This is a genomic window from Pseudomonas sp. Sample_21 (assembly GCF_004307525.1).
GTDB lineage: Bacteria > Pseudomonadota > Gammaproteobacteria > Pseudomonadales > Pseudomonadaceae > Aquipseudomonas > Aquipseudomonas atacamensis.
Map to the genome: position 1 here is coordinate 1 of NZ_RCNZ01000071.1, position 11,799 is coordinate 11,799.

The window sequence follows — 11,799 nt, forward strand, 5'->3', positions numbered from 1 at the left end:
ACGACCTTGCCAAGGTCGGGGTCGCGAGTTCGAGTCTCGTTTCCCGCTCCAATTTTAAACAGCAGTGCTTTCGGGCGGTGCTGAGTGAAACCAGAACCAAGTCTTCGGATGCGGATCTGGACACCGAAACACACACCATGTGTTCCGGGTAGCGTGTCCCCTTCGTCTAGTGGCCTAGGACACCGCCCTTTCACGGCGGTAACAGGGGTTCGAGTCCCCTAGGGGACGCCATTTGCGGGAATAGCTCAGTTGGTAGAGCACGACCTTGCCAAGGTCGGGGTCGCGAGTTCGAGTCTCGTTTCCCGCTCCAATTTCACAAAAACGCCGATCAGTGATGATCGGCGTTTTTGTTTGTGCGCGTTTTGTGGCGGCAATAAAAAAGGACCTTTTCACAGGTCCTTTTTTTATTTTGCGCCCGGTCATCAATGATCGGGCCCAGGCAGAGCTTTACAGCTTCGGCAACTGCCCGACACGCCCCATCATTTCCGTGACGATCTGCAGATCCAGCAGGAACTGGTCGACGGTCTTGAATTCGCCATCGGTGTGGCCGGTGTATTTGGCTTCAGGTCGCGCCAGGCCGAATTGCACGCCGTTCGGCAATTCGTGAACCGAAGTCGCGCCGGCGGAAGTACCGAATTCCGACTTCATGCCGAGGTTTTCGCTGGCTACGGCAAGCAGCGCCTTGACCCATTCACCTTCGGGGTTGCGATACATCGGTTCGGCCACTGAGTAGTCGAATGCCACGGTAACGTGAGTCTTTTTGCTCCAGGCATCCAGTTTCTCAGCGATCTCAGCCTTGAGCTTTTCCGGGGACTTGCCCTTCGGTACGCGCAGATTCACCGCCAGCTTGAAGGTTTTGTCATCCTCACCGACGTAGGTCAGCGAGGTGGTCAGTGGCCCCATGAACGAGTCGGAGAAGCCCACGCCGAGTTTTTTACCCAGGTAGTCCAGGCCCCAGTTGTCATCGGCATAACGCGCGGCGTCGGTGAACTGGTTGTGCTTGAGCGCGACTTTGCCGTCCAGGCTGTTGATGAAGCTCAGCATTCGCGCGACCGGGTTGACGCCGGATTCTGGTTCGGAGGAGTGCGCAGAAACCCCCGTCACGGTCAGTTTGACGTCTTTGCCATCAACCTTTGCCGCGACTTCGAAGTCGCCGCCGTTGGCCTTGGCATAAGCGTCGCCGGCTTTTTGCAGACTGGCGGCAAGCTCGGCTGGCTTGTCGGTTACCAGTGTGACCACCGAAGCGGACGGAATCTGGTTGGTCGCTTTGCCGCCAGTCATCGAAATGATTTCCGCGCCGTTGCCTTCACCTTTGCGTTTGGCAAAGTTGGCCATGACAGTGCCGTAACCTTTTTCGGCGATCACCACCGGATAACCGCCGTCCAGCGCCATGTTGTAGTTCGGCGTCGGGTTGCGTTCGAAGTAATAAGGAATAGCGTCGCCGCTGGTTTCTTCGGTGGTGTCGACCAGCAACTTGAAGTTGCGCGCCAGTGGCAATTTCTCGTCCTTGATCACTTTCATGGCGTACAGCGCCACGACGATAGCGTTCTTGTCATCCTCGGTGCCGCGACCGTACATGCGATCGCCAATCAGCGTGACTTTGAACGGGTCGAGTTTGGTGCCGTCCTTCAGCACCCAGTTTTCCGGCGTCACCGGCACCACATCGGCGTGGGCATGAATACCGACGACTTCGTTGCCTTTGCCGTCCAGAGAAATTTCGTAGACACGGTTATCGATATTGCGGAATTTCAAACCGAAGGATTCGGCGAGTTTCTGGATCTCGCCGGCAATCTTGATGAATTCCGGGTTGTCGTGTTGCTCCACGCCGTCCTTGCGGAAGGTCGGGATCTCGACGAGTTGGCGCAGGGTTTCCAGCGCGGCCTTGCCATATTTCAGGCGGGTATAAATGCCCAGCAGACGGTGAATTTCATTCTGCTGTTCGGCGTTCAGGGTCTTGTTGTCGAGGAAGGCGCTGATGGACGGGTTGAGCTTATCCGTCTTGGCCAGGTCGCTTTTCGCCAGGCTGCCAAGAAAGCTACGGAAGTCCGTCAGATTCTTGCCGTCGAAGGATTTCAGAATCGCTGCACTTTGCTCGGCAGTGATGTTGGCTTGTGCGGCACTGGTGAACGCTGTGAGGCTGGCCATGACGAGCGTGGCAGCGGCCAGTTTTTTCAGGGAAAAGACCATGTAACAGGCATTCCTTTGCTAGAGATTGGGAAGATATGTCTGACGCTTGCGGCAGAAACATTTTGCAACCTACCACCATGAGCAGGTGAAGAGGGAGTCACAAACTTGATCTGTCGCACAGAAACGCAAAAGAGGCGCACAAATGAAAAAGTCCCGGCAACTGATGCCGGGACTTTTTTTTGCGAGTTACATCGACAGCATCAGGCGTCCGGCAAACAGAATGAGGATGACGCCCATGCTGCGCTCGAACCAGTGTCCAAGGCGCATGAACAGCAGGCGCACTTTGTTGCTGGAGAAAAACAGCGCGACGATCACGAACCACAGCGCGTTGACGAAGCACATCCACAAGCCGTAGAACGCCTGGATCTGTAGCGGTGTGCTGGCGCTGATGATCGTGGTGAAGATGGCCAGAAAAAACAGCGTGGCCTTGGGGTTGGTCGCGTTGGTCAGAAAACCGGTGCTGAATGCCTTGAACAGTGACTGTTCAACCAGCGGCTCATCGGCGGTTTTTTCGCCTTCGACGCTGCTCTTCGGTTTGCTGCGAATCAGGCTGACGCCCAGATAGAGGATGTACGCACCGCCGACCACTTTGGCGACGGTGAGCAGCCACGGCGTGGTGTGCATCAGGGCGCCGACGCCGAGCAGGGTATACAGCACGTGCACGGAAATCCCCGCGCCGATGCCCAGCGCAGTGCAGATGCCGACGAGCCGACCGAAGCGCACGCTTTGGCGGATGGTCACGGCGAAGTCCGGGCCGGGTGCAACCACGGCGAGAAAGTGGATGGTCGCCAATGCGAGAAACTCGCCCAGGTAATTGGAAAGCATGTCAGCTCCAGAAAGTCAGAGGGGAGGCATTGCCGCGATAGCCGACAAAGAACGACAGGCTCAAACGCGGATCGGCCACGCCCGGAGTCACCGAGTGCATGCGCCGCGAATTGAACATGATGAAATCGCCGGGCTGCGGTCGTACTTCGAGGGCGGGCGGCCCCAGCAGCGACGGCTCGATGCCATAACTGTCGCCGCGCATTTCGTCGAATTGATCCGGGGTGATGTGGTCATTCCACATCTGCAAGGCGCCACCCTCGGTGGGCATGTTCAGGTAGACGTTGCAGGCGAATTGCGCCTCGAGGCTGCGCGCCTGAAAACTGTCCGGGGCGTCCTTGGCGAAGATGTCGTGATGAGCAAGAAAGCACACGCCGGGTTTGACCACGCGCGACAAGCCGACATACATCTTGCGCCCGTAGAGATTTTCCAGATGCGCGCCAGCGGGCCAGGATTCGTCGAGCATGCAGCGCAACGTGTCGATCGGCGAGGAGTAGGGCGCGCAGCGCTGGCGCAGTTCGTCGATGTTGCGGGTGGCGCGTTCGAAGTAATCCTCGATCAGCAGCGGCTGGTTTTCCGCCTCGTAAAAGGCCATGCCGATGCGGCCGATACTCGGCGCGTTGATGTAGCCTTCAAAGCCTGGGGCGAGGATCTTGTCACCGATCTCAATCGCCAGCGGCTCGGGCAGAAAGCGTTTGACGCGGATGGCGAGGACTTCTTCGTTGGCCAGTTTTTTTATGCACGTCTCATCGAGACGCTCGACGTCTAGCATCATTTGTTTTAGGTCCATCTATCGATAGTCAACGGAACCGGCGAGTGCGGTTCCCCGGCGTCGGACGTTGCGCGACGGCAACGTCCGAAATGCTCAATCCACGCTGTAGTGGACGGACAGCGTGCCTTTCTTCTGCGAAAGCGACGCGATCGTGACTGTGCCCAGATCCTTCAGGCTGCGTACGTGGGTGCCACCGCAGCCATAGGCTGGCAGCTCACCGAAACTGATTTCCCGCGCGCCCTCGCGCAGTGAAGTCAGACGCGGCAGATCGTGTTCGATCCACTGCTCGATACCGGTTTGCACGGTTGGCGCATCGACTTCTTCCGCGCCATCGCCCGGTTTGAATTGCACCCGGCCTTCGTCCGGCCAGTGGTGCGCTTTGATCGGCATCCAGCCCATGGCCTGAATGAAATGACCGACCAGGTGCCCGGCCGAATGCATGCGCGTGTTGAAGCGGCGGCGTTCTTTGTCGATGCGGATGACGGTCATGCCCAGCGGCAGCGGGCGGTCGACGAAATGCACAATGCGCTCCGCTTCCTGCACCACGCGCGACACCCGGCTTTCACCGATCCAGCCGGTGTCGCAAGGCTGACCGCCGCCCTGGGGGTGAAACAGGGTAGCGCGCAGCACTACGGCGAATTCGTTCTCGTGGGGTGTGCAGTCGAGGACTTCGACATTCGCCTTGAGGTCGTCACTGTGAAAAAACAGGCGAAGCGTCATATTCCATGCCCTGATCGAAGTTCTGTTTTTATTATATGAATCGTGCAATAACGTGATAATCCGTTCGAACATCAAAGGACTTGTGCGTCGTGAGCATCAATCTTCCGCTGCCGCTGTTGGGTGAAATGGCGATTTTCGTCAAGGTTGTCGAGACCGGCAGCTTCTCTGAAGCGGCGCGGCAGATGGGTTCCTCGCCCTCGGCGGTCAGTCGCAGTATTTCCCGATTGGAAAAGGCGTTGGCCACGCGCCTGCTGCAACGCACCACGCGCAAACTGCGCTTGAGCGATGGCGGTGAGGAGGTGTTCAAGCGTTGCCAGGAAATGGTCAGCGCGGCCAGGTCGGTGATGGAAGTCAGCGGCCAGTTCACCCACGAAGCCGAAGGTCTGGTGCGGGTCAGCGTGCCGAAAGCGGTGGGGCGCTTTGTGATTCATCCGCACATGCCGGAGTTTCTGCGCCGCTATCCCAAGGTCGACGTCGAGTTGTTGCTGGAAGATCGTCAGGTCGATCTGATCGATGATCATGTCGATCTGGCGATTCGCATCACTGATCGTCCACCGGCCGGTCTGGTCGGGCGGCAGTTGCTGACCATCGATCATTTGCTTTGCGCCACGCCGCAATACCTGGCCGAACACGGCACGCCGACGCATCCGCACGATTTGCTCAACCACAGTTGTATTTATCTGGGCGAAACGCCGAGCGATGCGCGCTGGAAGTTCAAGAAGGGCAGCAAGGCGGTGACGGTCGGTGTGCGCGGACGCTATGCCGCCAATCACACGGGCGTGCGCTTGGGGGCGGTGTTGCAGCACATCGGCATTGGCAGTCTGCCGTATTTCACGGCGCGTTACGCATTGGAGCAGAAGTTGATTGTGCAGGTGTTGCCGGACTGGACGTTTCTTGCCTCTTACCATGGCGGGTTGTGGTTGCTGCATTCACCGACGCGTTATCTGCCGCCGAAGTTGCGGGTGTTTATTGATTATCTGGTGGAGTGTTTGCAGAAGGAGCCGACGTTGGGTAGACCCGGAAAATCTGCCGGTGGGAGCAATGCGGCTGTGGCGTATGAGCTGCCGGAGAGTGAGGGGTTGCTTTGAGGTTTTTTTGTGGGGGGCTTGGCGGCCTTTGGGCCGACCAGGTTCTTGGGGTTTTGGGTAAATATCCGTTTCTGCGGGTGCTGCGGCTGGCGGTTTCGCCCTTACGGCGAGTCACTTTTTCAGACGCCAAAAAGTAACCAAAACGCTAGCTCCTGCGTTCGGCCCGCTCGCTGGGGCTCGGGGTACCTTCGCTCCGGGACTGATCCGGGCGCAGCGGCTCCGGTTTGCTTCGCTGCACCTCCTTCCGCTGTGTACGACTGCGTCGTACGGTCGCTGCGCTCCCACGCCCGGATCAATCCCTACGCTCAGCCTTCCGACGTCGTTTATGGATCAAGATCAAGAGCGGTACTCGAGCTTGCGCTCATTGTTTTGAGTGGTGAAAAGCGTGTGGTCTGCTTTGGATCTTTGTTGGATTCGCCTCTCACCCCAGCCCTCTCCCCGAGGAGAGGTAGCTGATTTGTGTGCTTTTCAAATCCCGAGTTCAACTCGGACTTTCACATCGACGTAACTCGCCCAAACACCTCGGTCAGTCCCCTCTCCCTCCGGGAGAGGGCTAGGGTGAGGGTGTTTTTGATCTAGAAAAAAAGGCCCGCATGGAATCACCAGTGCGGGCCTTTCGATTACCTGTCGATATCAGTGCTTGCTGTCCTGCGCAGACATGGCCAGCAGTTGTTTTTCCTGGTTCCAGTCGAACGGTTCGTCGTTCTGTTCGGCTTCGTAGCGGCGTTCTTCGAGGGCCTGGTAGAGGTCGATTTCTTCGTCGGAGAGGTAGTGCAGGCAGTCGCCGGCGAAGAACCACAGCAGGTCGCGGGGGATCAAGTGGGCGATTTGCGGGTAGCGGCTGATGACTTGGGTGAGGATGTCCTGGCCCAGGTATTGGCTTTCGATAGGGTCGATCGGCAGGGAGGCCAGCAGTTCGTCGAAGCGCTCGAGGAACAGGGCATGGCTTTCTTCGGGCACTTGTTCGGCCTCACCTACGGCGACCAGGATAATGCGCAGGTGGTCGAGCAACACGAGATGATCGGCAACGACGTTGGACACGAGATAAGTCCTCAAGAGCAAAACGGGCGCGGGAGTATAAAGCCCTCGCGCCGTTTTTTCACATAAACCGGGATCAGCGGACTTTGCCCTCTGCCTGGGTCAGTTCTTCTTTGGCGAAATCATCGACGTCGATCACCTTGCGGCGGGCCGCTTCGGCGTCGCGCAGGCTTTGCGCTTCGACGGCTTGCAGTACGCCGGCTTCCAGTGCGGCATCGATGGCGTGTTCGCCGGCTGCCGGTTTGACCTGGCCGCTCTTCAGTGCGGTGTGCAGTTTCTTGTGCAGCGGTTGCGCGGCGTTAAGCAGGTCGCTGGCGTGTTGCAGTGCGCCCACGGCATCGTCCGCCGATTGCGGGCGGTAGCAGCCGGCGAGCAGTTCTTCCAGCGCCGGATCGCCTTTGGCGCGACCGATGACTGCAGCGACTTCGGCGCCGAGTTTGTCCGATGGGCCTTTGTGACGGCGACCAAACGGGAAGACGATGACCCGCAGCAGGCAGCCGAAGACTTTGTTCGGGAAGTTGCTCAGCAGTTCATCCAGCGCACGCTCCGACTGGCCGAGGCTTTCTTCCATGGCCCAGCGGAACAGCGGCTCCATGTACGCCGGCGAATCCAGGTCGTGATAGCGCTTGAGCGCGGCGGAGGCCAGATACAGGTTGCTCAATACATCGCCGAGGCGTGCCGACAGACGTTCGCGGCGTTTCAGTTCGCCGCCCAGGAGCATCATGCTGAAGTCGGCGAGCATGGCAAATGCGGCGGCCTGACGGTTCAGCGCGCGGAAGTAGCCCTGACTGATCCTGTCGCCCGGCGCATGTTCGAAATGACCGAGCCCGAGGTTCAGCACCAGTGTGCTGGCGGCATTGCTGACGGCAAAACCGATGTGCTTGAGCAACAGGCCGTCGAATTCCTTGAGTGCCTGATCCTTGTCCTCGCGACCGGCCAGGGCCATTTCCTTGAGCACAAATGGATGGCAGCGGATCGCGCCCTGACCGAAGATCATCAGGTTGCGCGACAGGATGTTCGCGCCTTCGACGGTGATGAAGATCGGCGCGCCGTTCCAGCTGCGGCCCAAGTAATTGTTCGGCCCCATGATGATCGCTTTACCACCATGCACATCCATGGCGTGGCTGATGCATTCGCGGCCGCGTTCGGTGAGGTGATATTTGAGGATCGCCGACAGCACCGATGGTTTTTCACCCAGGTCCACCGCGTTGGCGGTGAGCATGCGGGCGGCGTCCATCATCCACGCGTTGCCGCCGATGCGCGCCATGGCTTCCTGAATGCCTTCGAACGCGGACAGCGGTACATTGAATTGCTCGCGAATCTGCGCGTACTGGCCGGTGACCAGACTGGTGAACTTGGCCGCACCGGTACCGACGGCTGGCAGCGAGATCGAACGCCCGACTGACAGGCAGTTCATCAGCATCATCCAGCCCTTGCCGAGCATTTCCTGACCACCGATGAGGTAGTCAAGCGGAATGAACACGTCCTTGCCGGAGTTCGGGCCGTTCATGAACGCGGCGCCCAGCGGCAGGTGTCGACGACCGATTTCCACTCCTGCGGTATCGGTCGGGATCAGCGCCAGACTGATGCCGAGGTCCTCTTCCTCACCGAGCAGGTGATCCGGGTCATAAGCCTTGAATGCCAGGCCAAGCAGGGTAGCGACCGGGCCGAGGGTGATGTAGCGCTTTTCCCAGTTCAGGCGCAGGCCGATGACTTCTTCACCTTCCCACTGGCCTTTGCAGATGATCCCGGTGTCGGGCATCGCGCCGGCGTCGGAACCGGCCAGCGGGCCGGTGAGGGCGAAGCACGGGATATCGTCGCCACGCGCCAGGCGCGGCAGGTAGTGATTACGTTGTTCATCGGTGCCGTAATGCAGCAGCAATTCGGCCGGGCCGAGGGAGTTCGGGACCATCACGGTAGAGGCGAGGTCACCGCTGCGCGTCGCCAGTTTCATTGCCACTTGTGAGTGAGCGTAGGCCGAGAAGCCTTTGCCGCCGTATTCCTTGGGAATGATCAGGGCGAAAAAGCCATGTTCCTTGATGTGCGTCCAGGCCTCGGGCGGCAGGTCCATGGACTGGCCGATCTGCCAGTCGCTGACCATCGCGCAGAGTTCTTCGGTCGGGCCATCGATGAACGCCTGTTCTTCTTCAGTCAGTTGCACCTTGGGATAGGACAGCAGTTTGTCCCAGTCCGGACGGCCGCTGAACAGCTCGCCGTCCCACCATACGGTGCCGGCATCGATCGCGTCGCGTTCGGTCTGCGACATCGGTGGCAGGGTTTTCTGGAACCAGTTGAACAGCGGCGCGGTGAAGTGTTTGCGACGCAGGTCAGGCAGCAACAATGGCGCGGCCACTACCGCCAACAGGACCCAGAAGACAAACAGCAGCCAGCCCGGCGCGTGACTGAAAATCCCCATGGCGACCAGATAGGCCGCAACGATGCCCAACGCGGGCAGCGGGGCGATGCGTCGATGGGCGAGATACGCCACGCCGACGATCAAAACCAGTATCCACAACAACAGCATATTCAGTCCTCCGTGAACCAAGGCAAATCGACCCTCCAGAGCTTAGACGGCATCTGCAAATAAGGGTGGTCAGAGCATGGTGATTGAAATCGTGGGAAACCCCGGATGGTTTTCGTAGGTTCGGTGGGCAACACGTGTGGGAAATCGTTCGTTGCTGCGCAGCTTTGCTTTCAGGTTTGGCCGAAACGTCGTTATCTCTGTGCTCAAGCTGTCGCTAGACTCGTGACTCATCCAGGAGATTGCCGCCATGCACGAATATCTGAGCCCCGGCCGCTTCATCGATAGTGACCACCCGGCGGTGGTGGAGTTCGCCGAGCAGCACCGCGGTGCCAGTAATGATCCGCGTGAGCAGGCGATCAGTCTGTATTACGCCGTGCGCGAGGCGGTGCGCTACAACCCTTACACTTTCAGCCGTGATCCGCAAACCCTGCGCGGCAGTTACGCACTCGCAGCAGGGGAGAGTTACTGCGTGCCGAAAGCCACGCTGCTCGCCGGTTGTGCGCGGCATTGCGGGATCCCGGCGCGCATCGGTCTGGCCGATGTGCGCAATCATCTGTCGACGCCACGTCTGCTCGAGTTGCTGAAAAGCGATGTGTTCGCCATGCATGGCTACACCGAGCTGTTTCTCGACGGCCGCTGGGTCAAGGCGACGCCAGCGTTCAACCAGCAACTGTGCGAGTTGTTCAACGTCGCAGCGCTGGAGTTCGATGGCATCAATGACAGCGTTTTCCATCCGTTCAACCGTGACGGCGCGCAGTTGATGGAGTATCTGCTCGATCACGGCCAGTTCACCGACGTGCCGGAAACCTTCTTCTTCGAGCACCTGCAAAAGTGCTATCCGCATCTGTTCAGTGAGCAACTGCCGGTGCTGCTGGGCGATATGCAGGCCGATTTGAGTCGCACCTGATCCGGCGTATGCTGGCCGTCCACTCACTTGCAAAGAGGCGGTCATGCTGAAGATCTGGGGACGGAAAAATTCATCGAACGTCAGAAAGCCCTTGTGGGCTGCCGAAGAGCTGGGCCTGGCGTACGAGGCCATTGATGCCGGCGGCGCGTTCGGTGTGGTCGACACGCCCGAGTACCGCGCGATGAACCCGAATGGCCGGGTGCCGGTGATCGAGGATGACGGTTTCGTGCTGTGGGAATCCAACGCCATCGTGCGCTATCTGCTGGCTAAACACGCCCCGGACAGCGCCTGGTATCCGGCGGATGCGCAAGCCCGCGCCACGGCGGACAAGTGGATGGACTGGACCACTTCCAGTTTCGCCGGGCCGTTCCGCACGGTGTTCTGGGGTGTGCTGCGTACGCCTGCGGAGAAGCAGGACTGGAAGGCGATCAACGCCGCGATCAAGGAATGCGATGAACTGCTGAACATGGCCGACCACGCCTTGATCAGCCAGCCTTATCTCTCCGGCAATGACATCGGCATGGGCGACATTCCGCTGGGCAGCTTCATTTACGCCTGGTTCGAAATGCCCATCGAGCGCGCTCCGCAACCGCATCTGCAAGCCTGGTATGAACGTTTGAAGCAGCGTGCGGCCTATCAGAAGGCGGTCATGACCGCGTTGACTTGATAATTACTATCGACACACTTGACTGTACTTGTGCGGCGGCGGCAAGCACCATTGCGAACTTGCGCCGCGGTTGTTTCCCTCGCCGCCCGCCCTTATTTACTTCTTTCCTTCCTTCTTGGTGCGTAAATCCGATATGAGTTCCGCTCTGTCCATCCGGCAGCTAACCAAAACCTACGGCAACGGGTTCCAGGCCTTGAGTGGTATCGATCTGGACGTCGCCGAAGGTGACTTTTTCGCCTTGCTCGGCCCCAACGGCGCCGGCAAATCCACCACCATCGGCATCCTCTCGACCCTGGTCAACAAGACCAGCGGCACCGTGAATATTTTCGGCCATGACCTGGACAAGAACCCGGCGGCGCTCAAGCGCTCGATCGGCGTGGTGCCGCAGGAATTCAACTTCAACCAGTTCGAAAAGACCTTCGACATCGTCGTGACCCAGGCCGGTTACTACGGCATTCCGGCGAAAGTCGCCAAGGAACGCGCCGAGCAGTACCTGACCCAGCTCGGCCTGTGGGACAAGCGCGATGTGCCGTCGCGTTCGCTGTCCGGCGGCATGAAACGGCGTTTGATGATCGCCCGTGCGCTGGTGCACGAACCGCGCCTGCTGATCCTCGATGAGCCGACTGCGGGCGTCGATATCGAACTGCGCCGTTCGATGTGGACCTTCCTCACCGAGCTGAACCAGAAAGGCATCACCATCATCCTGACCACGCATTACCTGGAAGAGGCCGAGCAGCTGTGCCGCAACATCGGCATCATCGACCACGGCACTATCGTCGAAAACACCAGCATGAAACAGTTGCTGGGCCAGTTGCACGTGGAAACCTTCTTGCTCGACCTGAAGAACGATTTGCACGCCGCGCCGCAGTTGCTCGGCTACCCCGCCCGGTTGCTCGACGGCCATACCCTCGAAGTCCAGGTCGATAAATCCATGGGCATCACGGCGCTGTTCACCCAACTGGCGCAGCAGAACATCGAAGTGCTGAGCCTGCGTAACAAAACCAATCGCCTCGAGGAGTTGTTCGTGTCCCTGGTGGAGAAAAATCTGTCGAAGGTGGCGGTATGAGTTCCGAG

Annotated in this window: 10 protein-coding genes and 2 tRNA genes; 6 read left to right on the forward strand and 6 right to left on the reverse strand. The window is 59.1% G+C overall.

Annotated features, from left to right (window positions below):
• The first annotated feature begins 155 nt into the window (after positions 1–155).
• Positions 156–231, forward strand: a tRNA-Glu gene (locus D8U71_RS12435).
• Positions 232–234: 3 nt separating this feature from the next.
• Positions 235–310 (forward strand) — tRNA-Gly (locus D8U71_RS12440).
• 137 nt (positions 311–447) lie between these two features.
• Here D8U71_RS12440 and D8U71_RS12445 read toward each other — a convergent pair.
• The 4 genes from D8U71_RS12445 to D8U71_RS12460 form a co-directional block, all read right to left on the reverse strand.
• Positions 448–2,187, reverse strand: coding sequence for a dipeptidase (locus tag D8U71_RS12445; RefSeq protein ID WP_130887873.1), 1,740 nt, complete (start codon positions 2,185–2,187; stop codon positions 448–450).
• A gap of 186 nt (positions 2,188–2,373) precedes the next feature.
• Complete coding sequence (locus D8U71_RS12450) at positions 2,374–3,012, reverse strand: LysE family translocator (RefSeq protein WP_016773667.1); 639 nt, start codon at positions 3,010–3,012, stop codon at positions 2,374–2,376.
• Position 3,013: 1 nt separating this feature from the next.
• The gene (locus D8U71_RS12455; RefSeq protein WP_122700212.1) at positions 3,014–3,784 is read right to left on the reverse strand and encodes a 2OG-Fe(II) oxygenase; all 771 of its coding nucleotides are present in this window, start codon (positions 3,782–3,784) and stop codon (positions 3,014–3,016) included.
• 90 nt (positions 3,785–3,874) lie between these two features.
• The gene (locus D8U71_RS12460) at positions 3,875–4,501 is read right to left on the reverse strand and encodes an alanyl-tRNA editing protein (protein WP_130887874.1); all 627 of its coding nucleotides are present in this window, start codon (positions 4,499–4,501) and stop codon (positions 3,875–3,877) included.
• 89 nt (positions 4,502–4,590) lie between these two features.
• Here D8U71_RS12460 and D8U71_RS12465 point away from each other — a divergent pair, with 89 nt between their 5' ends.
• Positions 4,591–5,589 (forward strand): LysR family transcriptional regulator, encoded by a 999-nt coding sequence (locus D8U71_RS12465; RefSeq protein WP_016773670.1) that lies wholly within the window; start codon positions 4,591–4,593, stop codon positions 5,587–5,589.
• A 633-nt stretch (positions 5,590–6,222) separates the two neighbouring features.
• Here the strand turns inward: D8U71_RS12465 and D8U71_RS12470 are convergent.
• Both D8U71_RS12470 and D8U71_RS12475 read right to left on the reverse strand, forming a co-directional pair.
• A complete protein-coding gene (locus tag D8U71_RS12470; RefSeq protein WP_016771014.1) occupies positions 6,223–6,630 on the reverse strand; it encodes a PA2817 family protein in 408 nt (135 codons plus the stop codon).
• 73 nt (positions 6,631–6,703) lie between these two features.
• Positions 6,704–9,151 carry an acyl-CoA dehydrogenase gene (locus D8U71_RS12475; RefSeq protein ID WP_130887875.1) on the reverse strand — a complete coding sequence of 816 codons (2,448 nt, stop codon included), beginning with the start codon at positions 9,149–9,151 and terminating at the stop codon, positions 6,704–6,706.
• 247 nt (positions 9,152–9,398) lie between these two features.
• On the opposite strand from D8U71_RS12475, the gene D8U71_RS12480 reads away from it, so the two are divergent.
• From D8U71_RS12480 to D8U71_RS12490, 3 genes are all read left to right on the forward strand, one after another.
• Positions 9,399–10,058, forward strand: coding sequence for a transglutaminase family protein (locus D8U71_RS12480; protein ID WP_071173232.1), 660 nt, complete (start codon positions 9,399–9,401; stop codon positions 10,056–10,058).
• 43 nt (positions 10,059–10,101) lie between these two features.
• Positions 10,102–10,725 carry a glutathione S-transferase gene (locus tag D8U71_RS12485; RefSeq protein ID WP_016771011.1) on the forward strand — a complete coding sequence of 208 codons (624 nt, stop codon included), beginning with the start codon at positions 10,102–10,104 and terminating at the stop codon, positions 10,723–10,725.
• Positions 10,726–10,858: 133 nt separating this feature from the next.
• The gene (locus D8U71_RS12490) at positions 10,859–11,791 is read left to right on the forward strand and encodes an ABC transporter ATP-binding protein (RefSeq protein ID WP_073472242.1); all 933 of its coding nucleotides are present in this window, start codon (positions 10,859–10,861) and stop codon (positions 11,789–11,791) included.
• The last annotated feature ends 8 nt before the right edge of the window (positions 11,792–11,799 follow it).

Excerpts from the sequence above, each read along its gene's own strand:
- D8U71_RS12445 (WP_130887873.1), bottom strand. The coding sequence starts at position 2,187 with ATGGTCTTTTCCCTGAAAAAACTGGCCGCTGCCACGCTCGTCATGGCC.
- D8U71_RS12450 (WP_016773667.1), bottom strand. The coding sequence starts at position 3,012 with ATGCTTTCCAATTACCTGGGCGAGTTTCTCGCATTGGCGACCATCCAC.
- D8U71_RS12455 (WP_122700212.1), bottom strand. The coding sequence starts at position 3,784 with ATGATGCTAGACGTCGAGCGTCTCGATGAGACGTGCATAAAAAAACTG.
- D8U71_RS12460 (WP_130887874.1), bottom strand. The coding sequence starts at position 4,501 with ATGACGCTTCGCCTGTTTTTTCACAGTGACGACCTCAAGGCGAATGTC.
- D8U71_RS12475 (WP_130887875.1), bottom strand. The coding sequence starts at position 9,151 with ATGCTGTTGTTGTGGATACTGGTTTTGATCGTCGGCGTGGCGTATCTC.
- D8U71_RS12480 (WP_071173232.1), top strand. The coding sequence starts at position 9,399 with ATGCACGAATATCTGAGCCCCGGCCGCTTCATCGATAGTGACCACCCG.
- D8U71_RS12485 (WP_016771011.1), top strand. The coding sequence starts at position 10,102 with ATGCTGAAGATCTGGGGACGGAAAAATTCATCGAACGTCAGAAAGCCC.
- D8U71_RS12490 (WP_073472242.1), top strand. The coding sequence starts at position 10,859 with ATGAGTTCCGCTCTGTCCATCCGGCAGCTAACCAAAACCTACGGCAAC.